The 23,765-nt window shown below is 66.6% G+C and carries 21 protein-coding genes; 18 read left to right on the top strand and 3 right to left on the bottom strand.

What is annotated here, in order from left to right:
• Window positions 1-8: 8 nt before the first annotated feature.
• The gene (locus HG549_RS14320) at window positions 9-1,079 is read right to left on the bottom strand and encodes an enoyl-CoA hydratase/isomerase family protein (RefSeq protein WP_170030160.1); all 1,071 of its coding nucleotides are present in this window, start codon (window positions 1,077-1,079) and stop codon (window positions 9-11) included.
• A 299-nt stretch (window positions 1,080-1,378) separates the two neighbouring features.
• Here HG549_RS14320 and mdcA point away from each other — a divergent pair, with 299 nt between their 5' ends.
• From mdcA to HG549_RS14255, 13 genes are all read left to right on the top strand, one after another.
• Window positions 1,379-3,040 carry a malonate decarboxylase subunit alpha gene (mdcA, locus tag HG549_RS14315; protein ID WP_170030159.1) on the top strand — a complete coding sequence of 554 codons (1,662 nt, stop codon included), beginning with the start codon at window positions 1,379-1,381 and terminating at the stop codon, window positions 3,038-3,040.
• Window positions 3,040-3,942 (top strand): triphosphoribosyl-dephospho-CoA synthase, encoded by a 903-nt coding sequence (locus HG549_RS14310; protein ID WP_170030158.1) that lies wholly within the window; start codon window positions 3,040-3,042, stop codon window positions 3,940-3,942. Before mdcA ends, HG549_RS14310 begins: the two co-directional genes overlap by 1 nt.
• A 1-nt stretch (window position 3,943) precedes the next feature.
• Window positions 3,944-4,243, top strand: coding sequence for a malonate decarboxylase subunit delta (locus HG549_RS14305; RefSeq protein WP_170030157.1), 300 nt, complete (start codon window positions 3,944-3,946; stop codon window positions 4,241-4,243).
• Window positions 4,236-5,084: a biotin-independent malonate decarboxylase subunit beta gene (locus tag HG549_RS14300; protein ID WP_170030156.1), complete on the top strand. Its 849-nt coding sequence runs from the start codon at window positions 4,236-4,238 to the stop codon at window positions 5,082-5,084. The genes HG549_RS14305 and HG549_RS14300 overlap by 8 nt, the downstream gene beginning before the upstream one ends.
• Entirely contained in the window at window positions 5,081-5,872 is a 792-nt protein-coding gene (mdcE, locus tag HG549_RS14295) for a biotin-independent malonate decarboxylase subunit gamma (protein WP_170030155.1), read from the top strand. Before HG549_RS14300 ends, mdcE begins: the two co-directional genes overlap by 4 nt.
• A gap of 1 nt (window position 5,873) precedes the next feature.
• A complete protein-coding gene (locus HG549_RS14290) occupies window positions 5,874-6,488 on the top strand; it encodes a malonate decarboxylase holo-ACP synthase (RefSeq protein ID WP_170030154.1) in 615 nt (204 codons plus the stop codon).
• On the top strand, window positions 6,485-7,405 hold the full coding sequence (mdcH, locus tag HG549_RS14285) for a malonate decarboxylase subunit epsilon (protein ID WP_170030153.1): 921 nt from the start codon (window positions 6,485-6,487) through the stop codon (window positions 7,403-7,405). Before HG549_RS14290 ends, mdcH begins: the two co-directional genes overlap by 4 nt.
• Window positions 7,406-7,495: 90 nt before the next feature.
• Window positions 7,496-7,915 carry a malonate transporter subunit MadL gene (gene madL, locus HG549_RS14280; protein ID WP_170030152.1) on the top strand — a complete coding sequence of 140 codons (420 nt, stop codon included), beginning with the start codon at window positions 7,496-7,498 and terminating at the stop codon, window positions 7,913-7,915.
• 2 nt (window positions 7,916-7,917) lie between these two features.
• The gene (gene madM, locus HG549_RS14275; RefSeq protein ID WP_170030151.1) at window positions 7,918-8,682 is read left to right on the top strand and encodes a malonate transporter subunit MadM; all 765 of its coding nucleotides are present in this window, start codon (window positions 7,918-7,920) and stop codon (window positions 8,680-8,682) included.
• A 321-nt stretch (window positions 8,683-9,003) separates the two neighbouring features.
• Entirely contained in the window at window positions 9,004-10,914 is a 1,911-nt protein-coding gene (locus tag HG549_RS14270; protein WP_170030150.1) for a sigma-54-dependent Fis family transcriptional regulator, read from the top strand.
• Window position 10,915: 1 nt separating this feature from the next.
• The gene (locus HG549_RS14265) at window positions 10,916-12,649 is read left to right on the top strand and encodes an ABC transporter ATP-binding protein (RefSeq protein ID WP_170030149.1); all 1,734 of its coding nucleotides are present in this window, start codon (window positions 10,916-10,918) and stop codon (window positions 12,647-12,649) included.
• Entirely contained in the window at window positions 12,639-13,316 is a 678-nt protein-coding gene (locus HG549_RS14260; RefSeq protein WP_170030148.1) for a peptidase S8 and S53 subtilisin kexin sedolisin, read from the top strand. Before HG549_RS14265 ends, HG549_RS14260 begins: the two co-directional genes overlap by 11 nt.
• Window positions 13,309-14,601 carry an NAD(P)/FAD-dependent oxidoreductase gene (locus HG549_RS14255; protein ID WP_170030147.1) on the top strand — a complete coding sequence of 431 codons (1,293 nt, stop codon included), beginning with the start codon at window positions 13,309-13,311 and terminating at the stop codon, window positions 14,599-14,601. Before HG549_RS14260 ends, HG549_RS14255 begins: the two co-directional genes overlap by 8 nt.
• A 126-nt stretch (window positions 14,602-14,727) precedes the next feature.
• Here HG549_RS14255 and HG549_RS14250 read toward each other — a convergent pair whose 3' ends face one another.
• Window positions 14,728-16,221, bottom strand: coding sequence for an aldehyde dehydrogenase (locus HG549_RS14250; RefSeq protein WP_170030146.1), 1,494 nt, complete (start codon window positions 16,219-16,221; stop codon window positions 14,728-14,730).
• A gap of 493 nt (window positions 16,222-16,714) precedes the next feature.
• Between HG549_RS14250 and peaA the strand changes: the two genes are divergently transcribed.
• The 5 genes from peaA (at window position 16,715) to HG549_RS14225 (ending at window position 23,029) form a co-directional block, all read left to right on the top strand.
• Window positions 16,715-18,280: a quinohemoprotein amine dehydrogenase subunit alpha gene (gene peaA, locus HG549_RS14245; protein WP_170030145.1), complete on the top strand. Its 1,566-nt coding sequence runs from the start codon at window positions 16,715-16,717 to the stop codon at window positions 18,278-18,280.
• 47 nt (window positions 18,281-18,327) lie between these two features.
• Complete coding sequence (gene peaB, locus HG549_RS14240) at window positions 18,328-19,758, top strand: quinohemoprotein amine dehydrogenase maturation protein (RefSeq protein WP_170030144.1); 1,431 nt, start codon at window positions 18,328-18,330, stop codon at window positions 19,756-19,758.
• Window position 19,759: 1 nt separating this feature from the next.
• Complete coding sequence (gene qhpC / locus HG549_RS14235) at window positions 19,760-20,083, top strand: quinohemoprotein amine dehydrogenase subunit gamma (protein ID WP_004375838.1); 324 nt, start codon at window positions 19,760-19,762, stop codon at window positions 20,081-20,083.
• 32 nt (window positions 20,084-20,115) lie between these two features.
• Window positions 20,116-21,237, top strand: a complete 1,122-nt coding sequence (peaD, locus tag HG549_RS14230) for a quinohemoprotein amine dehydrogenase subunit beta (RefSeq protein ID WP_170030143.1) — start codon at window positions 20,116-20,118, stop codon at window positions 21,235-21,237.
• A 118-nt stretch (window positions 21,238-21,355) separates the two neighbouring features.
• The gene (locus HG549_RS14225) at window positions 21,356-23,029 is read left to right on the top strand and encodes a fatty acid CoA ligase family protein (protein ID WP_170030142.1); all 1,674 of its coding nucleotides are present in this window, start codon (window positions 21,356-21,358) and stop codon (window positions 23,027-23,029) included.
• Between the two features lie 129 nt (window positions 23,030-23,158).
• Here the strand turns inward: HG549_RS14225 and mobA are convergent, their stop codons facing one another.
• Window positions 23,159-23,734, bottom strand: coding sequence for a molybdenum cofactor guanylyltransferase MobA (gene mobA / locus HG549_RS14220; RefSeq protein ID WP_170030141.1), 576 nt, complete (start codon window positions 23,732-23,734; stop codon window positions 23,159-23,161).
• Window positions 23,735-23,765: the final 31 nt, after the last annotated feature.

Raw genomic sequence — 23,765 nt, 5'->3', positions numbered from 1 at the left:
TCCCCGGCTCACAGGCCTTCGAAGAATTGTTCGACGCGCTGGCGCTGCAACGCGGCCAGGGTCGGTGGGTTCCAGCGTGGCTGCTTGTCCTTGTCGATGATCAGCGCACGCACACCCTCGATGATGTCGCCGTGCTGGAACCACTGGCGGTCCAGGTGCAGTTCCATGGCAAAGCAGTCCTCCAGGCCCAGGTGACGGCCACGGCGCAGCATTTCCAGGGTAACCGCCATGGCCAGCGGCGAGCGGCTTTCCAGCTGGTCGGCGGTGGCCACGGCCCAGGCGTGGCTGTCGCCAATGCTGACGGCACGCAGTTGTTCGACGATGGCCGGCACGTCGGGCAGGGCGAAGAAGTGGTCGATGACCGGGCGCAGCTGTTCCAGCGGGGCATCGTCGAGCACCTGGGTACCGAGCCTGGCCAGCAGGTTCTGCAGGTCCTTGAGCGGGTGATCGCCAAAGCGCAACTGGTCGAGACCGTGGTCGAGGGCGGCGAGCTTGTCGCTGGCCAGGTACCAGTCGGCCAGGCCGCAGTACAGCGCATCGGCTGCCTGGATCTGCGCGCCGCTGACGCCCAGATAGGTGCCCAGCTCGCCAGGGATGCGCGACAGGAAGTAGCTGCCGCCGACATCCGGGAAGTAGCCGATACCCACTTCGGGCATGCCCAGGCGGCTGCGCTCGGTGACCACGCGCAGGTCGCAGCCCTGGGCCAGGCCCATGCCGCCGCCCAGGGTGAAACCGTCCATCAGCACCAGCACCGGCTTGCGGTAATGGTGGATGACCAGGTCGAGCGCATATTCCTCGACGAAGAACGTCTCGTGCAGCGTTTCGCCCGCTTTGAAGCTGTCATGCAGCGAACGGATGTCGCCACCGGCGCAGAAACCTTTGGGGCCCTCGCCACGCAGCACCACGGCCTGCACCTGTGGATCTTTGGCCCACAGGTCGAAGTGTCGGCGCAGGCTACGCACCATGTCCAGGGTCAGGGCATTGAGGCCGGCAGGGCGGTTCAGGGTCAGGTGGCCGATGTGGTTGCGAACTTCGGCCAATACAGGGTCGGTGGCTGAGGTAGTAGCGTGCGCAGTCATTGCGTTCTCCCTGCTTTGTTATTGATTTTCCAAGTGAAGTCTGGAATTCGCTGGAGGATCGCAGAATCCTGTCATGCGAATTTGCCGTGCACAATCGACAAATCTGCAGGGGGATTCTGCATTTTTGCCTTGGCCGACGCCACCAACACTCTAGCAAGGTTTCGCCTGGTCCCCGAATTCGGGCCACCGCCCGCTGGCATTCGTTAACCTGGGCGTAACGATAAGCCCCTGAGCTTGATTGATGCGGCAACCCGCTCAGCCCTAAGGTGGCTCCACGACAGCGAACCCGTGGAGTCAGCATGACAACAACACAGAATCCACCGCCGCAATGGTCGCGACGGCGCGCCGAGAAGCAGCGCCGCCTCGACCGGGTACGCCACCTCGCCGATGGCGTGGTGCTGCCCAGCGAACGTATCGTCGAAGCCCTGGAGCTGCTGCTTGCCCCCGGCGACCGGGTGGTGCTGGAAGGCAACAACCAGAAGCAGGCCGACTTTCTTTCGCGTGCCCTGGCCAAGGTCGACCCCGGCCGCCTGCATGACCTGCACATGATCATGCCCAGCGTCAGCCGCGCCGAGCACCTGGAGCTGTTCGAACGTGGCATCGCGCGCAAGCTGGACTTTTCCTTTGCCGGCCCGCAAAGCCTGCGCATCGGCCAGCTGCTGGAAGACGGCCTGCTGGAAGTGGGGGCCATCCACACCTACATCGAACTGTACTCGCGGCTGCTGGTGGACCTGATTCCCAATGTCACCCTGGTGGCAGGTTTCATGGCCGACCGCGACGGCAACCTGTACACCGGCCCCAGCACCGAGGACACCCCGGCGCTGGTGGAGCCGGCCGCCTTCAGTGACGGCATCGTCATCGCCCAGGTCAACCAGCTGGTGGACCGCACCGCTGACCTGCCACGGGTCGATATCCCCGCATCCTGGGTGGATTTCGTGGTGGTTGCCGATCGGCCCTTCTACATAGAACCGTTGTTCACCCGGGACCCGCGCCATATCAAGCCGGTGCATGTGCTGATGGCGATGATGGCCATCCGCGGCATCTACGAAAAGCACCAGGTGCAGTCGTTGAACCACGGCATCGGCTTCAATACCGCAGCCATCGAACTGATCCTGCCGACCTACGGTGAGTCCCTGGGGCTGAAGGGCAAGATCTGCCGCAACTGGACGCTCAACCCGCACCCGACCCTGATCCCGGCCATCGAGACTGGCTGGGTGCAAAGCGTGCACTGCTTCGGCACCGAGCTGGGCATGGAGGACTACATCGCCCAGCGCCCCGATGTGTTCTTCACCGGGCGCGATGGCTCGCTGCGGTCAAACCGCATGATGTGCCAGCTGGCTGGGCAGTACGCCGTCGACCTGTTCATCGGCGCCACCCTGCAGGTGGATGGCGATGGCCATTCCTCGACCGTGACCCGTGGCCGCCTGGCCGGTTTTGGTGGTGCCCCGAACATGGGCCACGACCCGCGTGGCCGGCGCCATGCCACCCCGGCGTGGCTCGACATGACCGTGCCGGACACCTTGCTCGAACGTGGCCGCAAGCTGGTGGTGCAGATGGTCGAGACCTACCAGGAGGGCGGCAAGCCCACCTTCGTCGAAACCCTGGATGCCGTGGAGGTGGCCAGGAAAGCCGGAATGCCGCTGGCGCCCGTGATGATCTATGGCGACGACGTCACCCACCTGTTGACCGAAGAGGGGATTGCCTACCTGTACAAGGCGCGCAGCCTGGAGCAGCGCCAGCAGATGATCGCCGCTGTAGCCGGGGTCACCGTAATCGGCCTGCGCCACGACCCCAAGGACACCTTGCGCCTGCGCCAGCAGGGCCTGGTTGCCTTGCCGGAAGACCTCGGCATCCGCCGCACCGACGCCAGCCGTGAGCTGCTGGCCGCGCGCAGCATTGCCGACCTGGTGGAATGGTCCGGCGGCCTCTATAGCCCGCCTGCACGGTTCAGGAGCTGGTGATGAAAGCACTCGACATACAGAATACCGGCGCGGTGCCTGTGGCTGCGAGCCTGCCCGCGAAGAGGCCAGCCCAGGTAGCCGCAATTTCCCTGGCCGAACACCTCGCCGACCTGGCGGTGGAGGCCCTGATCGACGAAGCCGACCTGTCTCCCAAGCCCGGCCTGGTCGACCGCCGCGGCACCGGCGCCCACGGCGACATGACCCTGGCCCTGATGCACGCCTCGGCGCTTTCCCTGTGGCCATGCCTGCGGCAAATGGCCGAAGCCGCTCAGGCCATCGGCACCGTCAGCCAGGCCCTGCGTGCCCGCCTGGGCCACCTCGGCCGCGAAGGCGAGGCGGCCATGCTGGCCGTCACCGGCGGGGTGAACACCCACCGTGGAGCCATCTGGGCACTGGGCCTGCTGGTTGCCGCCAGGGCCCTCGATACCCGCGCCGACGCCGCTACCCTGGCCGCTCGCGCCGGGCGCATCGCCGTGCATGACGACCCGGTTACCGCTGCGCACGACAGCCATGGCCAGCAGGTGCGCCGCCGCTATGGCTTGGCAGGCGCCCGCGAACAAGCACAGCAAGGCTTCCCGGCGGTCATCGAGCACGGCCTGCCACAACTGCAGCGCAGCCGCGGCAACGGTGCCAGCGAGGCGCATGCCCGGCTTGACGCCTTGCTGGCGATCATGGCTGTGCTCAGCGACACCTGCGTGCTCTGGCGCGCCGGCCCACAAGGGCTGCAAACCCTGCAGGAGGGGGCCCGCGCAGTACTGGACGCCGGCGGTAGTGGCAGCCTTGATGGTCGCCGCCAGTTGCGTCTGCTGGACGCCCGGCTGCTACGCCTGAACGCCTCACCGGGCGGGGCCGCCGATCTGCTGGCCGCTTGCCTGTTCCTCGACAAAGCCGGGAGCCTGTGACATGGAAACCCTGACCTTTCAATTCCCTGCCGCCGAACCGGGCCGTGGCCGCACAGTGGTGGGCTGCGTCAGCTCTGGCGACCTCGAAGTGCTGATCGAACCGGGTACCGCCGGCACCTTGCAGATCCAGCTGGTGACCTCGGTCAACGGCAGCGGCGCCCGCTGGAGGCAACTGTTCCAGCGCCTGTTCGCAGGCCACGCCTGGCCGGCCATGAACATCGACATCCATGATTTCGGCGCCACCCCAGGCGTGGTCCGCCTGCGCCTGGAGCAAGGCTTCGAGGAGATCGCCCATGACTGACACCGCACGCTTGCTGCGCAGCCGCAGCTTTGTCGAACTGGGCGCTCGCCAGCGTGCCCGCGCCTTGCTCGACCCGGGCAGTTTCCGCGAACTGCTGGGCCCGTTCGACCGGCTGATGTCGCCGTGGCTGCCGCGCCAGGGCATCGTGCCGCAGGCCGATGATGGCGTGGTCATCGCCAAGGGCCTGCTGAACGGGCGCAACGCCGTGGTCGCGGCCATCGAAGGCGGCTTCCAGGGCGGCAGCATGGGCGAGGTGGGTGGGGCCAAGATCGCCGGTGCACTGGAGCTGGCCATCGAAGACAACCGCAACGGCATCCCCACCTGTGCCGTGTTGCTGCTGGAAACCGGCGGTGTGCGCCTGCAGGAAGCCAACCTGGGGCTGGCCGCAATTGCCGAAATCCAGGCAGCGATTGTCGAGCTGCGGGAGTGGCAACCCGTGGTCGGGTTGATCGCCGGCGCGGTCGGCTGCTTCGGCGGCATGGCCATCGCCGCTGGCCTGTGCAGCCATTTGCTGGTGACCCGCGAGGCGCGCCTGGGCCTCAACGGCCCACAGGTGATCGAGCAGGAGGCCGGCATCGCCGAGTACGACGCCAAGGACCGGCCGTTCATCTGGAGCCTGAGCGGTGGCGAGCAACGCCATGCCAGCGGCCTGGCCGATGGCTATGTGTCCGATGATATCGAGGCCCTGCGCGAGCGCTTGCTGCAGCTGCTCGAGCAGCCCTCCAGGAACCGCGCCAGCCAGCACGGCTGGTTCCTTGCGCGCCTGGCCCGGCTGGGTGCTGCCTGCCCGCAACTGGACGCCGCCGCTGTGTGCGCCCTCTACCAAGGAGAAGCCCAATGAACCGCGCCTTGAACTGGCTGGCGAGCCTGTCCGGCAGCCAAGCCCTGCCGGGTTACCCGGCGTCGTTGCGGGTAGCCGACGGTGAACTGGACAACTGCCTGGCGCGCTTCATCGCCGTGGTGCCGGATGCCGACAACCCGTTCCCCCGGGCCCGCTCGGGCGAAGTCGGCTTGCTGGAGGGTTGGGGCCTGGCCAAGGCTGTGAGCGAGGCGGTCGAGGCTGACCGTGACAGCCGCAAGCGGGCTATCGTTGCGCTGATCGACGTGCCCAGCCAGGCCTATGGCCGCCGTGAAGAGGCGCTGGGCATTCATCAGGCGCTGGCCGCTGCAGTGCAGGCCTATGCCCAGGCGCGCCTGGCCGGGCACCCGGTAATCGGCCTGCTGGTCGGCAAGGCCATGTCCGGTGCGTTTCTGGCCCACGGCTATCAAGCCCAGCGCCTTGTCGCGCTGGATGATGCCGGGGTCATGGTGCACGCCATGGGCAAGGCGGCAGCGGCGCGGATCACCCTGCGCAGTGTCGAGCAACTGGAGGCCTTGGCTGCCGAGGTGCCGCCGATGGCCTACGACCTGGCCAGCTACGCGTCCCTCGGCCTGTTGTGGCGCCGGTTGACGGTGGATGACGCCGAGGCGCCGAGCGCCGCCGACATCGACCGGGTGCGCGCATGCCTGGCCGAAGCAGTGCACGATATCGGCACTTCGACCGATCTGTCATCGCGGCTGGCGGGCGAGCAGCGCAACGCTTCGCGCCAGGTACGCGAACAATTGCGCCGCCAATGGCAGGGCGCTTGAAATGAACGCGCCAAGGCCGCACGACCTGCTCTGGGGGATGCCTGCCTGCGGCTTGCCAAGCGATGCGCCGCAATGGGCGCGAGAGGTGTTGCTTGGCGGCCAGCCGGTGGTGGTACGCCGAGCCATGGCTAGAGACGGCTGGGTGGCGGTGGGGGTGCGCGGCCAGGGCCGGGCGCAGCGCCTGGCGGCAATGATGCGCCTGGCGCATATCCAGCGTCAGCAAGGGCCGGAAGCACTGCACTGGCAAGCGCAGAGCCGGTGGCCGGCCTTGCAGGCATTGGTCTCGCTCGCGCCAGTACTGAATGCCAGCGGGCTGGCCTGGGGGCCTACCGGCTCGGTCGGCTACCAGATCGCTAGTGGTATCGAAGTGGTCCACGCCGAGAGCGACCTCGACTTGCTGCTGCGTGCGCCACAACCGCTGTCCCGTGCGCAGGCGCGGGGCCTGCTGGCTGCCCTCGACTGTGCGCCGTGCCGTGTCGACGTGCAGCTGGAAACGCCGGCGGGCGCTGTCGCCCTGCGCGAGTGGGCCGGCCTGGCCCGTCGCGTGCTGCTCAAGGCAGCCCATGGCCCACGCCTGGTCAGCGACCCGTGGGCAGTCATGGAGCGTGTCGCATGAGCAGCCTGTTCGCCTTCCCCGGCCAGGGCGCCCAGCAGGTAGGCATGTTGCAGCACTTGCCTGATGGCGCCGGACCGTTGCTCGAAGAGGCCAGCGACATCCTTGGCCAGCAGGCGCTGGCGCTGGACAGCCAGCAGTCGCTGCAGACCACCCGTGCCGTGCAACTGTGCTTGCTGCTGGCCGGCGTGGCCTGGGCACGCTGGTTGATGCAACGTAGCCCCGCGCCGGGCTATGTCGCGGGCTTGTCGATCGGGGCTTACCCGGCGGCAGTCACGGCGGGCGCCCTGGGCTTTGCCGACGCCGTGCGCCTGGTTGCCCTGCGGGGCGAGCTGATGCAGCGCGCCTATCCGCAAGGTTATGGCATGACAGCGCTCAGTGGCCTGGACCTGGCCAGCGTCGAGCGCTTGCTGAAGGCGGTGGGCGGCGAGGTGTATGTCGCCAACCTCAACAGCGACAACCAGATCGTCATCGCCGGTAGCGACTCGGCGATGGCGGCGGTGGCCAACCTGGCGCGGCGGTCGGGGCAGGGCAGTGCCCGGCGGCTGGCGGTTGGCGTGCCATCGCATTGTCCGCTGCTGGACGGCCCGGCAGCTGAACTCGCCAGTGCGTTCGCCCGGGTCGAGCTGCAGCGACCGCGTATTACCTATCTCAGTGGCAGCAGCGCGCGGCCGGTGTTCGACCCGCAGCGGCTGCGCGACGACCTGGCCGGCAACATGGCGCGGCTGGTCGACTGGCGTGCGACGTTGCGCAACGCCTACGAGCGCGGTGTGCGCCTGCACCTGGAAATGCCACCTGGCAGCGTACTCAGCGGGCTGGCCAGGCCGGTGTTCGAACAAGGCCGGGTGATGGCTGTTGAAGGCACCCGATGGGACAGCCTGGATGCGCTATTGCGCCAGGAGGTGGCCAGCGATCGATGATGGCACCCCCCCACACATCGGCCATGCGGCACACGTGTGCTTACGAAGGACAACAACAAGCAACTTCGACACTACCTGAGGACAACAACAATGATTATCTATGGTGTGGCTCTGCTGGCGGTCTGCACGCTTGCCGGCGTCATCGTCGGCGACTTCCTGGGCGTGCTGCTGGGTGTCAAATCCAATGTGGGCGGGGTCGGTATCGCCATGATCCTGCTGATCTGTGCGCGCCTGTACATGCACCGCAACGGCGGCATGAGCAAGGAGTGCGAATTCGGCGTGGGCTTCTGGGGTGCCATGTATATCCCGGTGGTGGTCGCCATGGCGGCCCAGCAGAACGTGGTGACCGCCTTGCACGGCGGGCCGGTGGCGCTATTGGCAGCGGTAGGCGCGGTACTGGTATGCGGTGCGACCATCGCCCTGATCAGCCGCAGCCATCGCGGCGCACCCTTGCCGGCAGACACCGGCGCCGAAACCAGCGGGCAGGCTGCCCCTGCCGGAGGGCACTGAGCATGTGGCCGATCATTGACAATGCGCTGCAACATAACGCCCTGATCACGGCATTCGCAGTGGTGGGCGCCATCATGTGGCTGTCGGTGCTGCTGTCGAAGTACCTGACCTTTGGCCGCGTGCATGGCTCGGCCATCGCCATCGTCATTGGCCTGGTCCTGGCCTGGGTGGGCGGTACCCTGACCGGCGGCCAGAAAGGCCTGGCGGACATGGCGCTGTTCTCCGGCATTGGTCTGATGGGCGGGGCCATGCTGCGTGACTTTGCGATTGTCGCCACGGCCTTCGAAGTGCAGGCCACCGAGGCACGCAAGGCCGGCCTGATCGGCGCGCTGGCGCTGTTGCTGGGCACGGTGCTGCCGTTTGTGGTTGGTGCGGCGGTGGCCTATGCCTTCGGCTACCGCGATGCGGTAAGCATGACCACCATTGGCGCCGGTGCGGTGACCTATATTGTCGGCCCGGTGACCGGCGCGGCGTTGGGCGCCAGTTCGGACGTGATGGCCCTGTCGATTGCCACCGGGTTGATCAAGGCGATCCTGGTGATGGTGTTCACCCCGGTGTCGGCGCGGCTGCTGGCGCTGGACAACCCGCGTTCGGCGATGGTGTTCGGTGGCTTGGCAGGGACGGTATCGGGGGTGACCGCCGGGTTGGCGGCGACGGACCGGCGCTTGGTGCCGTATGGCGCATTGACGGCCACCTTCCACACTGGGTTGGGCTGCCTGATGGGGCCTTCGATCCTGTACTTCTGTGTTCGCGGCCTGGTCGGCTGAGGCTGCTGCCACGCCAGTGTCGCAGGCACCAGCCGGATGTAGCCGAAACCATCATGCGCGGGAGGCCAGCCCCCACAGGTTCAGCGTGACCCAGCACAACGCCGTCCCTGTGGGAGCGGGCTCACCCGCGCAGAGGCGCCCGCATCGAACCCAGGAAATTTCCCAAACTTGAAAGTGGCTGGCCGAGGTCGGCCGAGCCAGGGCATGCCCTGGCCACTCATCACGCATCCACCAGATGACGCCCGGCGTTTTCTCGCGCACACTGCGGAAAATTCCCAAGCCCGTTCCCCGCCACCTTGCGGGGCACAGCCGGAGTAGAACATGGCGCGACAACTTATAACAAACGCCCACGATCCGTTGCACGAATCCCGCCAGGCCCGCCTGAAGCTGGCCCGCGAAGGCGAGCTGCCGCTGGGCATGCTGCGCGACGAGATAGACGCTTCCTGGCGCCGTAGCCTGGGCCATGGCCTGGACTGCCTGCAGGGCGAGCAGGTCGGCCTGGGCCTGGAGCAAGGCCATGACCTGCGCCTGCTGCTGGAGCGCAACCGCCTGCTGCTCGATGCTGTCACCCCCGAACTGGACTACCTGGTCGCGCGCCAGGGCAAGGCCGGTATCGTCATCCTCGGCGATGCCCAGGCCAATGTGCTGGCCATCGAAGGGCAGAAGCACGTGCTGCAGCGCGAAGGCCTGCGCGACCTGCACCCGGGCAGTTGCTGGAGCGAGTCGCTGCGCGGCACCAATGCCATTGGCACGGCGGTGGTGGAAGGCCGGCCAACGCTGATCAACTGCGGCGAACATTACCTGGACCGCCTCAGCCCGTTCTCCTGCACCTCTGTGCCGCTGCGCGACCCGCGAGGCGAAGTGATCGGTGTGCTCGACATCACCCGCGAGGGCGTGATGGCGCAGCCCCAGGACAGCTTGTCGACGCTGATGCTGGCAGCCGGCAACATCGAAAGCCGGCTGTTCGGCTTGTGCCACCCGGAGCAGTGGGTGCTGGCTTTCCACAGCCGCCCGCAGTACCTCAACAGCGCCTGGCATGGCCTGCTGGCACTGAGCCTGGAGGGTGAAGTACTGGCCGCCAACGACAGTGCCTGCCAGTTGTTGCAGGTGCCGCGCCGTGAGCTGATCGGGCGGCGCAGCAGCGACCTGTTGGGCGAACGTGCACCGGCCTTCATCGCCCGCCTGTGGCAGGGCGGCGTGAGCAGTGTGCAAACGGCCAAGGGCGAGTTTCATTTCCGCGCCCTGCAGTTGCCGCGCCATGCCCGGGTCAATGGCAGCACCCCGGCCAGCAAGCCGGCGCCGAGCAAGCAGTCGCCGGCACTGGATGCCCTGGCCGGTGGCGACCCGCGCCTGGCACGCAACCTGCGCATGGCCGGCCAAGGCTTGGGCAGTGGCCTGCCGGTGCTGCTGCTGGGCGAGACCGGCACCGGCAAGGAAGTGGTCGCCCGGGCCTTGCACCAGGCCAGCGCGCGGGCCGGCAAGCCGTTCGTGGCGGTCAACTGCGCGGCCATTCCCGAAGGGCTGATCGAGTCCGAGCTGTTTGGCTACCGCGAGGGCGCGTTTACCGGTTCGCGCCGGGGCGGCATGGTCGGGCGGCTGATGCAGGCTCATGGCGGCACGCTGTTCCTCGACGAGATCGGCGACATGCCCCTGGCCCTGCAGGCGCGCCTGCTGCGCGTGCTGCAGGAGCGACGGGTGGCGCCGCTGGGGGCGGGTGACGAGCAGGACATCGACGTGGCGCTGATCTGCGCCACCCACCGCGACCTAAAGCGCCTGGTCCAGGAGCAGCATTTCCGCGAGGACCTGTACTACCGGGTCAACGGCGTGTCGCTGCGCCTGCCGGCGCTGCGCGAGCGCGATGACCTGGCGGCGATCATCCAGGGGCTGCTGGACAAGTCCGAGGCGCGCGGCGTCACGCTTGACCCGGCGCTGAGCGCGTTGCTCGCAGGGTTCGACTGGCCGGGCAACATCCGCCAGCTGGAAATGGTCGTGCGCACGGCACTGGCCATGCGCGAGGACGGCGAGCAAGTGCTGACCCTGGACCACCTCACCGATTGCCTGCTGGACGAACTGGCCAGCGCCACGCCAGCCTCCGGCAGCCTCAAGGACAACGAACTGGAAATGATCCGCGGCGCCCTGGCGCGCCACCAGGGCAACGTGTCCGCCGCCGCCGAGGCGCTTGGCATCAGCCGGGCCACGTTGTACCGCAAGCTCAAACAGTTGCGGGGCTGACATGGGCAGCCTGTTCGCCCGGCTGGTGGAGTCCAGCGACCCGGTCCTCATGCGCCAGGCGTTGGCCTGGTTGTACGGTTTCGTGCGCCCGCATCGGCGCGCCATCGGCTTGTTGCTGGGCTTGTCGCTGGGCGCCTCGCTGCTGGCCCTGGCGCAACCCTGGCTGGTCAAGACCTTGATCGACGAGGGCTTGCTGGCCAGGGATTACCAGACGCTCTGGCACATCGCGGCGTTGATGATCGCCGCCGGCCTGCTGGGTACCGTGCTGGCCGGGGTCAACCGCTACCTGCACACGCGCCTGTCGGGGCGCATCCTGTTTGCCCTGCGTGATGACCTGTACCGGCACCTGCAGCAATTGTCGCCGACGTTCTATGGCCGGCGCCGTATCGGCGACCTGCTGTCGCGGCTGGATGGTGACGTGGCGGAGATCCAGCGCTTTGCCGTGGATTCGCTGTTCTCCGCCGTGTCCGCCGTGATTGGCCTGGTGGGCGCGGTGGCGTTGATGCTGATGCTGTCGTGGCAGTTGTCGCTGCTGCTGGTGCTGCTGGTGCCGATCGAGGTGCTGTGGCTGCGCTGGATGCGGCGCAAGGTCGAGCATGAAGTGCGCAACCTGCGCGAACGCTCGGCGGATGTGTCGGCGTTCCTGGTGGAAACCTTGCCGGCGATGAAGTTCATCCAGGCGGCCGGCCAGCAGCACCGCGAGGCCGGGCGCCTGGACCAGCTGGGGCAGGGCTACATGCGCCAGTTGCTCAAGGTACAGGTGACCGAGTTCTTCACCCAGGCAATCCCCGGTACGCTGACTTCCTGGTGTCGCGCCTGTGCGTTCCTGGTCGGCGGCTGGTGGGTGATCGAGGGTACCTGGCAACTGGGCGCGCTGATCGCTTTTTCCACCTACATGGGCATGGCGGTCGGGCCGGTGCAGAGCCTGCTGGGCCTGTACGTGGCGGTGCAGCGCATGGCGGTGAGCTTGGGGCGGGTAATGGAGCTCAAGCAGGAGGCGGTAACCGTGCGCTCGCCGGCCAGCCCGCAGCCGATACCCGCAGGCCCTGGCGAACTGCGCCTCGAGGCGCTGAGCTTTGCCCATGCAGGGCGCCAGGGCGCGGTACTGAACAACGTGCAGCTGTGCGTGCCCGGTGGCCTGAAAGTGGCCATCAGCGGTGCCTCGGGGGTCGGCAAGTCGACCCTGATCGATCTGTTGCAGCGCTTCTACGACCCGGATACCGGGCGCATCCTGCTGGATGGCACCGACCTGCGCGAACTGGACCTGGTCGCATTGCGCCGGCGCATTGCCGTGGTCAGCCAGGACATCGTGCTGTTCCGTGGCACCCTGGCGCAGAACCTGGCCTACGGCATGCCCGAGGCCACCCGCGCAGAGCTTGAGCGGGTCGTGCAGCTGGCACGCCTGGGCAGCCTGGTCGAAAGCTTGCCACAGGGCCTGGACGGCATGCTCGGTGAGCGTGGCCAGCAATTGTCCGGCGGCCAGAAGCAACGCATCGCCATCGCCCGCGCGGTGCTGCAGGCCCCGGCGATCCTGGTGCTGGACGAGGCCACCTCGGCGGTGGACGAAGCGACCGAGCGTGAAGTGATCGCGGCCATCGACCAGTTGTTTGCCGGCCGTACGCGGATCCTGATCAGCCACCGTGCATCGACCCTGGCCGATGCCGACCTGCACCTGCAACTGCACGATGGCCAACTGCAGGTGTTGCCGCGGGAGGTGCTCACCCATGGGCACTGACCTGTGCGTTGGCATCATCGACAGCGGCTGCTCGCCGGAGCAGGCCAGCGCGCTGCGGGGGGCGCGACGTTTCTGGCTGGAGGATGGCCAGTTGCGCGAAGGTGAAGCGCTGCCCGACCCGCTCGGGCACGGGGGCGCGGTACTGGACGCCTTGCAGCGTGAGGCCGGGCCGGTACCAGTGCTGGTGGCCCAGGTATTCAATGGCCAGGCCAGTACCAGTGCGTTGCAGGTGGCGGCCGCGCTGCTGTGGCTGGTAGAGGCGGGGGCCAGGTTGGTCAATCTCAGCCTTGGCCTGCAGCAGGACCGGCCCGTGCTGCACCAGGCGTGTGCCGAAGCCTTGGCCGCCGGCGTGCTGCTGTGTGCCTCCAGCCCGGCACAAGGCGGGCCGGTGTATCCGGCCAGCTACCCAGGGGTGATTCGGGTCACCGGCGATGCCCGCTGCGCGCCGGGCCAATGGTCGTGGCTTGGCACCCGCCAGGCGGACTTCGGCGGCTATGTGGGGGCGGGTGGCAGGGCCGGCGCGAGCCTGGGGTGCGCAGCCCTGAGCGGGCGGATCGCTGCGCTGCTGCGGGAGGCGCCCGGCATGGGTCGCCCGCAGGTGCATGACTGGTTGCGCCAGCACGCGGCGTTTGCCGGCCCCGAGCGACGGGGGGGCGGGCATGCCTGAACCGCACATTGTAGTGCTGGGTGCCGGCCCGGCGGGCGCGGCCACGGCCATTGGCTTGCGGCGCCTGGGCTACCCGGTCACGGTGGTGTCCGAGTGGCGGCGGTTCGCGGCGGTCGAAGGGGTTTCGCAACGAGTGCTGGAGGGCCTGCGTCACGCGGGCCTTGGCGCTGCCCTGGGCCAGGCGGCGATGCCGGCCACGCGACGGGTGCAGTGGAACGGCCAGCAACTGCAGCTGAACCAGGAATTCCTGCTCGACCGGCAGCGGTTTGACCGGGCGCTGCGCGACGACCTTCAGCAGGCGGGCGTAAGCGTGGTCGAGGGGCGCGTGCGCGACGTCTCTCGCGACGGCGGCTATCAGGTGCGCGTGGACGATGGCCAGGTACTGCTGGCCGATTTCCTGGTCGAGGCCCGCGGCCGTCAGGCGCCGTTGACGGCTGATCGCCTGCGCGGGCCGGAGACGGTCAGCCTGCTCAATGTCTGGCAGGGCAGCCCGGGGGCACCGGCATCGGCGGTCGAGAGCGTGGAGGATGGCTGGGCGTGGATGGCGCGACTGGAAGATGGCCGTTGCTACTGGCAGGTCACCCTGGACGCCGCCGGCCTGCCGGGCAAGGCCGGATTGCCAGCGTACTGTGCAGCGCGGCGGGCCCGCAGCGCGCTGGTGGCAGAGCTGTTCGACGCCCAGGCATTGGCGCCGGCACAGGTGCATGCGCGCAGTAGTACGGCAATCCTGGCTGGCGACTGCGTGGGGCAGGACTGGATACGGGTAGGCGATGCCGCGATGGCTGTTGACCCGTTGTCGGGCAATGGGATCTTTCAGTCGCTGTCTTCAGCGTTGCAGGCGCCGCTGGTGATCAATACCTTGCTGGGCCGGCCCGAGCGGGCTGCATTGGCGCGGCGCTTCCACCAGCAGCGGGTCGAACAGCTGTTCTTGCGCTTTGCCAGGATCGGGCGGGATTTCTATGGCCAGGAACAGACTCGGGCGGGGCAGCCGTTCTGGGACCAACGCCAGGCATGGCCGGATCGGCAGGCGTTGCATGTGGCGGCAGACTGGCAGACGCTCAGGGTTGAGCGGCGGCCGGTATTGCGCGATGGCTGGGTGGACGAGGCCGATGTGGTGGTGACGACGGATCAGCCGTTGGGGGTGTGGCATTTGCAGGGGGTGGAGTTGGCGCCAGTAGTACGGGCGTTGCAGGCTGGCCGGCCACTTGAGGCGCTGCTGCACGATCTGCCGGTCGCGCAGCAGATGATGGTGCGGCGGTGGCTGGCAGAGCAAGGTTATCGCTGAGAGCCCGGGGCCGTTTTGTGGCCCGGGCGCCGTTAAGCCAGTTCCACAGGGACAGCACAGGCCGCGAGGGCAGTGGTTGAGCTGTGGAGCTGGCGGGCCGTCGAGCGAGCCAGATCTGAGGTTTGGTCAGAGCTTGATCAGCACCGACTTCAGTTCGGTGTAATGCTCGATGGCCGCCGCGCCCATCTCGCGGCCGACACCGGACATCTTGTAGCCACCAAACGGCAGGGCCGGGTCCAGCGCGCTGTGGCAGTTGACCCACACCGACCCTGACTTGATGCGCGGGATCATCCGGTGCACGGCGGCCAGGTCGTTCGACCAGATGCTCGCGCCCAGCCCATAGGGGTTGTCATTGGCCAGGCCGATCACTTCGTCGATGTCGTCGAACGGCATCGCCACCAGCACTGGCCCGAAGATTTCTTCCTGTACCAGACGATGGTGCTGGTCGACGTCGACGATCACCGTCGGCTTGACGAAATAGCCCGGCCCGAAACCTTCGCCACCACAGGCGATGGTCGCGCCCAGTTCACGGCCAAGTTCGATATAGCCGGTGACGCGGTCCTGCTGCTTGGCCGAGATCAACGGCCCCATCTGCACCGCCGGGTCCAGTCCGTTACCGAGTTTCATGCCGTTGGCGATGGCGGCGATGTCGGCCACCACATTGTCGAAATGCTTGCGGTGTACATACAGCCGGGAACCTGCGCAGCACACCTGGCCCTGGTTGAAGAAAATCGCCGTGGCAGCACCGGCAGCCGCCTCCTGCAGGTTGGCATCGGGCATGACGATGGTCGGCGACTTGCCGCCAAGTTCCAGGGTGACGCGGGTCATGTTGTCCATGGCCGCCTTGCCGATCAGCTTGCCAACTTCGGTGGAGCCGGTGAAGGTCAGCTTGTCCACGCCGGGGTGGCGGCTGAGCGCGGCGCCGGCGTTCAGGCCGGTGCCGGTGACCACGTTGAATACCCCGGCCGGATAGCCGGCTTCATCCACCAGTTCGGCCAGCTTGAGCACGCTCAGCGGTGTTTCATCGGCGGGCTTGAGCACTACGGTACAACCCGTGGCCAGCGCCGGGCCGAGTTTCCAGCAGGCCAGCAGCAACGGGAAGTTCCAGGCGACGATGGCGCCGACCACGCCGACGGCTTCGCGGCGGACGAACGCGTGGAACTGGTCGTTGGGCAGCAACGGCAGCGAGGGTTCGACGGTGCTACCCTCGATCTTGGTGGCCCAGCCAGCCATGTAGCGCAGGAAATCGATGGCCAGCTGCACGTCCATCACCTGCGCAACGGCGGCACTCTTGCCGTTGTTCAGGCATTCCAGTTCGGCCAGTTGGCGGGCGTCGCGCTCCATCAGGTCGGCCAGGCGCCACAACAGGTTCTGCCGCTCTCGCGGGCGCAGGCGGCTCCAGGCGGAATCGTCGAAGGCCTGGCGTGCTGCGCGCACCGCGCGGTCGACGTCTTCGGCGTCGGCGGCGGGCACCTCACCCAGCACCTCACCGGTGGCCGGGTTGCGGAAGGACAGGGTGCGACCGCTGGCGGCGTCCTGCCAGTCGGCGCCGATGCGCATCTTCAGCTTGCGTTCGAGGAAGGCGCGGGTGGCGGGCAGGATGGGCAGTTCGGAAAGCATTGGGCTGTGCCTCTTGTCATTGGGTGTGACGGGCATAGGCGCAATGGCCGTGCCAAGCTGGGCAAGTGCCGGTAAAGCCTTGAAGGCGCTGGTTTTTGCTTGCGAGCAAGGTTGTCGGTGCAGGGTGGCGCTGTTGCACATTGAGACGCTGTGAGACGGTGTTGCAACACTGGCCTCCCGGGCCGTTCGCCGGCAAGCCAGCGCCCGCGGGTACAGCGCCGAACCCAGGCATTGTGCAATTTCTGTGGGCGCTGGCTTGCCAGCGATTGGCCTGCGCCGCGGGCCCTGTCTCAAGCTGAAACACGCTGTCGCGAAATGGCACGCTGCACTCGGCCATCGCTGCTGGCATCAAACGCCCGGAAACCGCCTAAAGGATTGAAAGAAAACGCTTTTGCAACATCTGGCACAGTTCCTGTATCGCCATAGTCACATGCACACCTGCTGTTCCAAAGCGTGCGAAAACGATAAGAACAACAACCGTGGAGGTCTGACCTTGAAGACGACTCGACTCCGGCGGCATGCGGGCAAACTGGCGCTGGTCGCCGCCGCGCTGCTGAGCACCCAGGCCATGGCGGCCGAGCAGGGCCCGAGCCTGTTGCAGAACAAGTGCATGGGGTGCCATATCCCCGAAGGCAACGACAGCTACAGCCGTATCAGCCACCAGCGAAAAACACCGGAAGGCTGGCTGATGAGCATTGCGCGCATGCAGGTGATGCACGGCCTGCAGATCAGTGACGATGATCGCCGCACGCTGGTCAAATACCTCGCCGACAAGCAGGGCCTGGCACCCAGCGAAACCGAAGGTGTGCGTTACGCCATGGAGCGCCGGCTGAACACCGTCGAGCAGTTCGACACCCAGCTCAGCGAAACCTGTGGCCGTTGCCACTCCGGTGCCCGCGTTGCCTTGCAGCGCCGTCCGGCCAAGGAGTGGGAACATCTGGTCAACTTCCACCTCGGCCAGTGGCCATCCCTCGAGTACCAGGCCCAGGCGCGTGACCGCGACTGGCTGCCGATCGCCCTGCAGCAAGTGGTGCCCGAGCTGGCCAAACGCTACCCACTGGAAAGCCCGGCCTGGGCTCAATGGCAGCAGGGAAAACCGAAAGCCGACGCGCTGCCGGGGCAGTGGCCGTTCAGCGGCCACATGCTGGCCAAGGGCGATGTGCGCGGGGTGATGAGTGTGACCGCGGACCAGGGCGATACCTTCAAGGTCGAGATCAACGGGGCCTACGCCGACGGCACGCCGTTCAATGGCAGTGGTACGGCAATCCTCTACAACGGCTACGAATGGCGCGGCACCGTCAAGGTTGGCGAGGTCAACCTGCGCCAGGTGTTCGCCGCGCTGGACGGTGAAATGAAAGGCCGCATGTTCGAGGCCGAGCATGATGAGCGCGGCCTGGACTTCACTGCGGTGAAAGCGGGCCAGGCGCGCCTGCTGGCCGTGCAGCCGGCCTTCATCAAGGCCGGCGGCGAAAGCGAGATCACCCTGGTCGGCAGCGACCTGGCTGGCAGCGCGGACCTGGGCGCCGGGGTGCAAGTGGTCGAAGTGCTGGAGCAGACGCCAACCCTGCTCCGGGTCAAGGCGCGCGCCGCGGCCGACGCCAGGCCTGGCCAGCGCGAAGTCGCGGTAGGCACGCTCAAGGGCGCGTACCTGGCGGTGTACGACAAAGTCGAGGCCGTGAAGGTGGTCCCGGCGTTCTCCATCGCCCGCATCGGCGAAAACGGCGCCTCGGTGCCCAAGGTGCAGGGCCGCTTCGAGGCCGAGGCCTGGGGCAAGGACGCCAACGGCCAGCCACTGCGCATCGGCTACCTGCCGGCCAGCTGGAAGGTCGAGCCGTTCAACGAGCGTGCAGTCGAGGACGAAGACGTCAAGTTCGCCGGGCAGATGCAGGCCGATGGCGTGTTCGTGCCCGGCGGCGCCGGCCCCAACCCGGCGCGCAAGATGATGACCAACAATGCCGGCAACCTGAAGGTCATCGCCACCCTGGCCGACGGCGGCCAGACCGGCGAAGGGCACATGATCGTCACCGTACAGCGCTGGAACAACCCGCCGCTGCCGTAACGGCAGGGGCTGACGGTTTGCCAACGGATCGATTATCGGAGGTCGCCATGGGCGCACTACTGAACCTGGTCGAACGCAACCTGCACGAAGTGCAGGTCGATGCCGACCGCATGCTGTTCCACATTCCCAGCAGTTCGCTGTTCACCGCCGATGCGGTGACCGCTGGCATCATCGACACCCTGCGCCAGCAAGGCTGCTCGGCCGAGGAGTTGCTGCAGCGCCTTGGCCAGCAGTTTGCCGGCGATGATATCCACGACACCCTGCGCGAGCTGATGGCGCTGGAGCTGGTCAGCGACGGCTCGCCGCTGACCCCGGAAATCGCCCTCAAGCAGGTCGAGCGCACCGCGCTGAACACCGTGGTGCTCAACGTCAACACCGGTTGCAACCTCAGCTGCACCTATTGCTACAAGGAAGACCTGGACAAGCCCTCGGCGGGCAAGAAGATGAGCGTTGCCACCGCCGAGGCTTCGGTGGAGATGCTGCTCAAGGAATCGCCCGACGAGCCGCGCTACAGCGTGGTGTTCTTCGGTGGCGAGCCGCTGTCCAACCGGCCGTTGATCGAGCATATGGTGGCCTACTGCGAGCGGCGCTTCGCCGAAGCCGGCAAGCAGGTGGAATTCATCATGACCACCAACGCCACCCTGCTGAGCGAAGAAATCATCGACTGGCTCAATGCCCATCGCTTCGGCTTGTCGGTGAGCATCGACGGCCCCAAGACCGTGCATGACCGCAACCGCATCACGGTGGGCGGGCAGGGTACCTATGACGTGGTGCGGCGCAAGGTCGACCTGCTGCTGTCGCGTTACCACAGCCGCCCGGTGGGCGCGCGGGTGACCCTGACCCGGGGCATCACCGACGTCGAGACCATCTGGAACCACCTGTTCAACGAGCTGGGCTTTGCCGAAGTCGGTTTTGCCCCGGTGACCTCCGGCGACATGGCCGCTTTCAACCTCACCGGCGACGAGCTGGTACAGGTGTTCGCCAACATGAAGGCGCTCGGTCGCAAGTACCTGCAGGCGGCGCTGGAGCACCGCAACATCGGTTTCTCCAACCTGCACCAGCTGATCACCGACATCCATGAAGGGCACAAGAAGGCGCTGCCGTGTGGTGCCGGGCTGAAGATGCTGGCGGTGGATCACCAGGGCGAGTTGAACCTGTGCCATCGCTTCACCGGTTCCAGCCTGCCGACCTTCGGCAATGTGCACCAGGGGGTGAAGCAGGCGCAGCTCAACGACTTCCTGTCGCAGCGCCTGGACCGCAGCAACACCGGCTGCGACAGCTGCCGCATCCGCAACCTGTGCTCCGGCGGCTGCTACCACGAAAGCTACGCCCGCTATGGCGACCCGCAGCACCCGACCTACCACTATTGCGAACTGATGCGCGACTGGGTCGACTTCGGCATCGAAGTCTACAGCCGCATCATGGCCGCCAACCCGGCCTTCATCGATCGCTACATCACCCCGCGCAAGGCACACTGACATGAAGCACTTGAAGCCCCTGAACAACAAGGCGCGCATCCTCGAGCAGGCCGCCGCCGAAGACCGCGTCGAAGAGGTCATGGCCATGAGTGCGGTGGCCGGCTGTACCGCCACCACCGACCCGGGCTGGGAAGTGGACGCCTTCGGCGGCGTGAGTTCGCTGTGCCAGCCGATGGAGGCCGACCTGTATGGCTGCTCCGACCCTTGCTGGTGGCCGGCCCAGGTGCCGGACATGATGAGCACCTACCAGGACTGGAACGCCCAGGCGAGCAATTCTGCCGAAGACTGGCGCAACCTTGGCACCGTGTTCCCGAAAGACAAGTGACCGGCCCAACAAGAACGACAAGGGGAAACCGCATGAAAGCTGGACGCTGCGCGTCACTCGCGCTCACCATCGCCGCCACGGCCTGCGCCGGGCTGGTACAGGCCGCCGACACCGGGCCGGCGCTGAAGGCTGGCCACGAATACATGATCGTGACCAACTACCCGAACAACCTGCATGTGCTCGATGTGGCCAGCGACACGGTCTACAAGAGTTGCACCATGCCGGACAAGTTCGGCCCCGGCACCGCAATGATGGCGCCGGACAACCGCACCGCCTATGTGCTCAATAACCACTACGGCGACATTTACGGCATCGACCTGGACACCTGCAAGACCACCTTCCATGCCAGCCTGTCCAACGTGGCGGGCGAGGTCGGCAAGTCGATGTACTCGTTCGCCATCAGCCCCGACGGCAAGGAAGTCTATGCCACGGTCAACCCGACCCAACGGCTGAACGACCACTACGTGGTCAAGCCACCGCGGTTGGAAGTGTTCAGCACTGCCGATGGCCTGCAGGCGAAGCCCGTACGCACCTTCCCGATGCCGCGCCAGGTGTACCTGATGCGCGCGGCGGACGACGGCAGCCTGTACGTTGCCGGGCCGGACATCTACAAGATGGATGTGCACACCGGCAAGTACACGGTGGCGCTACCGCTGCGCAACTGGCACCGCAAGGGCTACAGCGCCCCGGACGTGCTGTACTTCTGGCCGCACCAGAGCCCGCGTCACGAGTTCTCGATGCTGTACACCATCGCCAGGTTCAAGGACGACAAGCAGGACCCGGCCACTGCCGAGCTGCTGTATGGCTACCTGAGCGTCGACCTGAAGACCGGCAAGACCCACACCCAGGAATTCGCCGACCTCACCGAGTTGTACTTCACCGGGCTGCGTTCGCCAAAAGACCCCAACCAGATCTACGGTGTACTCAACCGCCTGGCCAAGTACGACCTCAAGCAACGCAAGCTGATCAAGGCGGCGAACCTGGACCACACTTACTACTGCGTCACCTTCGACCGCAAGGGCGACAAGCTGTACCTGGGCGGCACCTTCAACGACCTGGCGGTGTTCGACCCGGATACCCTGGAGAAGGTGAAGAACATCAAGCTGCCGGGCGGGGACATGTCGACCACTACGCCGCAGGTGTTCGTCCGCTAGGCAGGTGTTGGCTTCATCGCGGATAAATCCGCTCCTACAGGCCAGCGGTGACCCTGTAGGAGCGGATTTATCCGCGATAAGGCCGGTACAACCAACAAAAGAACAACAAGAGAACGCCATGCCCCAGCCAAGCTACTCCCAGGGCAACCAGACCAAGGCCCTGATCAGCCAATGCATCGGCGACGCCTTCGACAGCACCGTTGCCCGCTTCCCCGATCGTGAAGCCCTGGTGGTCCGCCACCAGGCCCTGCGCTACACCTGGCGGCAATTGGCCGAGGCCGTCGACCAGCACGCCCGGGCACTAATGGCCCTGGGCGTGCAGCCCGGCGACCGCCTGGGTATCTGGGCACCGAACTGCGCCGAGTGGTGCATCACCCAGTTCGCCAGTGCGAAGATCGGCGCGATACTGGTCAACATCAACCCGGCCTACCGTTCCAGCGAACTGGACTATGCCCTTGGCCAGTCCGGCTGCAGTTGGGTGATCTGCGCCGATGCGTTCAAGACGTCCGACTACCATGCCATGCTGCAGGGCCTGGTGCCGGGCCTGGCCTGCGGCCAGCCGGGGGCCCTGGCCTGCGAGCGCTTCCCGCAACTGCGCGGGGTGGTCAGCCTGGCCGCCGCGCCACCGCCGGGCTTTCTCGCCTGGCACCACCTGCAAGCCCGTGCCGCAGCCGTCAGCTGCAAGGCCCTGAGCGAGCGCCAGGCGCAACTGCGTTGCGATGACCCGATCAATATCCAGTACACCTCCGGCACCACGGGCTTCCCCAAGGGCGCCACGCTCAGCCATGCCAATATCCTCAACAACGGCTACATGGTCGGCGAAAGCCTCGGCCTGACCGAGCATGACCGGTTGGTGGTGCCGGTACCGCTGTACCACTGCTTCGGCATGGTCATGGCCAACCTCGGCTGCATGACCCACGGCAGTACCCTGATCTACCCCAGCGACGCATTCGACCCGCTGGCCACGCTACGTGCGGTCGCCGAAGAACGGGCCACTGCGCTGTATGGCGTGCCGACCATGTTCATCGCCGAACTGGATCACCCGCAGCGTGGCGAATTCGACCTGTCCAGCCTGCGCACCGGGATCATGGCGGGTGCCACCTGTCCTATCGAGCTGATGCGCCGGGTGATCGGCGAGCTGCACATGGCCGAGGTGCAGATTGCCTATGGCATGACCGAGACCAGCCCGGTATCGCTGCAGACTGGCGCCAGCGACGACCTGGAACGTCGCGTGACCAGCGTCGGGCGCACCCAGCCGCGGTTGGAAAACAAAGTGATCGATGGCGACGGCAACACCGTGCCGCGCGGGGAGATCGGTGAGCTGTGTACGCGCGGTTACAGTGTGATGCTGGGCTATTGGAACAACCCCGAGGCCACCGCCGAAAGCATTGACCAGGACGGCTGGATGCACACCGGCGACCTGGCGGTGATGGACGAGCAGGGCTACGTGCGCATCGTCGGGCGCAGCAAGGACATGATCATTCGCGGTGGCGAGAACATCTACCCGCGGGAACTGGAGGAGTTCTTCTTCACCCACCCGGCGGTGGCCGATGTGCAGGTGATTGGCGTGCCCTGCAGCAAGTACGGTGAAGAAATCGTCGCCTGGGTGCGGCTGCATCCGGGGCAGGTGGCCAGCGAGGAACAACTGCGCGAGTGGGCGAAGGCGCGCATCGCCCACTTCAAGGTGCCGCGGTACTTCCGCTTTGTCGAAGAGTTTCCCATGACGGTGACCGGCAAGGTGCAGAAGTTCAGGATGCGTGAGATCAGTATCAAGGAGCTGACGGCCAGTTGATGTATTGCCTGTGCCGGCCCTCTTCGCCGGCTCGCCCGCTCCCACAGGTACAGCGCATAGCTCAAGTAAAGCGCAATTCCTGTGGGAGCGGGCGAGCCCGCGAAGAGGCCATCAAAGGCAGTAGAGGTTTCAGCCTTGTAGCAACTCCGGGCTATTGAAGTTGCTCAACCTGCGATCATCCTCGGCACACTCCAGCCCTTGCACGGTCTCGCGCAGCAAGGCCTTCTGCAAACTCCGCTCACCCGCCGCCCAGGCCTGCTCCAGCACCGGCAACAGCCGACGTGGCAACACGCTGAACATTGGCTGCCAGTAGCCACCCTGGCGCACCATGGCCGCACTGTCACGGGTCACCGCCAGCCGCAGCAGGTCCTCGATCAACCCCCGGTCAACCAGCGGCGCATCACAGGCCAGCAGCACCACCCATTCATGCCGCGCCACCTTGAGCCCGGCAATCACTCCCGCCAACGGCCCGGGGTAGTCCGCCTCGGCATCGCCCACCAACTGGTCGGCATACGCCCGGTAGGCCTGCTGGTTACGGTTGCAGGAAATCACCAGGTCATCGCTGAGCGGGCGTACCACGCGCTGCACATGCGCCACCAGCGGTTCGCCCTGCCAGTCGATCAGGCCCTTGTCGCGGCCGCCCATGCGCTGGCCGCGGCCGCCGGCAAGAATGAGGATCGAGCAGGGTGGCAGTGCATCAGGCATGAAAAAGGGTTCCGGGCAGTCATTGCCGGGA

The organism is Pseudomonas sp. SK, from assembly GCF_012975065.1.
Classification (GTDB): Bacteria; Pseudomonadota; Gammaproteobacteria; order Pseudomonadales; family Pseudomonadaceae; genus Aquipseudomonas; species Aquipseudomonas anuradhapurensis.
The sequence above is the reverse complement of the archived record's forward strand: the minus strand, read 5'-3'. Positions and strand labels throughout refer to the sequence as shown.

Bases quoted from the DNA above. Each gene is read 5' to 3' on its own strand.
- HG549_RS14320 (WP_170030160.1), bottom strand. From the start codon at position 1,079: ATGACTGCGCACGCTACTACCTCAGCCACCGACCCTGTATTGGCCGAA.
- mdcA (WP_170030159.1), top strand. From the start codon at position 1,379: ATGACAACAACACAGAATCCACCGCCGCAATGGTCGCGACGGCGCGCC.
- HG549_RS14310 (WP_170030158.1), top strand. From the start codon at position 3,040: ATGAAAGCACTCGACATACAGAATACCGGCGCGGTGCCTGTGGCTGCG.
- HG549_RS14305 (WP_170030157.1), top strand. From the start codon at position 3,944: ATGGAAACCCTGACCTTTCAATTCCCTGCCGCCGAACCGGGCCGTGGC.
- HG549_RS14300 (WP_170030156.1), top strand. From the start codon at position 4,236: ATGACTGACACCGCACGCTTGCTGCGCAGCCGCAGCTTTGTCGAACTG.
- mdcE (WP_170030155.1), top strand. From the start codon at position 5,081: ATGAACCGCGCCTTGAACTGGCTGGCGAGCCTGTCCGGCAGCCAAGCC.
- HG549_RS14290 (WP_170030154.1), top strand. From the start codon at position 5,874: ATGAACGCGCCAAGGCCGCACGACCTGCTCTGGGGGATGCCTGCCTGC.
- mdcH (WP_170030153.1), top strand. From the start codon at position 6,485: ATGAGCAGCCTGTTCGCCTTCCCCGGCCAGGGCGCCCAGCAGGTAGGC.
- madL (WP_170030152.1), top strand. From the start codon at position 7,496: ATGATTATCTATGGTGTGGCTCTGCTGGCGGTCTGCACGCTTGCCGGC.
- madM (WP_170030151.1), top strand. From the start codon at position 7,918: ATGTGGCCGATCATTGACAATGCGCTGCAACATAACGCCCTGATCACG.
- HG549_RS14270 (WP_170030150.1), top strand. From the start codon at position 9,004: ATGGCGCGACAACTTATAACAAACGCCCACGATCCGTTGCACGAATCC.
- HG549_RS14265 (WP_170030149.1), top strand. From the start codon at position 10,916: ATGGGCAGCCTGTTCGCCCGGCTGGTGGAGTCCAGCGACCCGGTCCTC.
- HG549_RS14260 (WP_170030148.1), top strand. From the start codon at position 12,639: ATGGGCACTGACCTGTGCGTTGGCATCATCGACAGCGGCTGCTCGCCG.
- HG549_RS14255 (WP_170030147.1), top strand. From the start codon at position 13,309: ATGCCTGAACCGCACATTGTAGTGCTGGGTGCCGGCCCGGCGGGCGCG.
- HG549_RS14250 (WP_170030146.1), bottom strand. From the start codon at position 16,221: ATGCTTTCCGAACTGCCCATCCTGCCCGCCACCCGCGCCTTCCTCGAA.
- peaB (WP_170030144.1), top strand. From the start codon at position 18,328: ATGGGCGCACTACTGAACCTGGTCGAACGCAACCTGCACGAAGTGCAG.
- qhpC (WP_004375838.1), top strand. From the start codon at position 19,760: ATGAAGCACTTGAAGCCCCTGAACAACAAGGCGCGCATCCTCGAGCAG.
- peaD (WP_170030143.1), top strand. From the start codon at position 20,116: ATGAAAGCTGGACGCTGCGCGTCACTCGCGCTCACCATCGCCGCCACG.
- HG549_RS14225 (WP_170030142.1), top strand. From the start codon at position 21,356: ATGCCCCAGCCAAGCTACTCCCAGGGCAACCAGACCAAGGCCCTGATC.
- mobA (WP_170030141.1), bottom strand. From the start codon at position 23,734: ATGCCTGATGCACTGCCACCCTGCTCGATCCTCATTCTTGCCGGCGGC.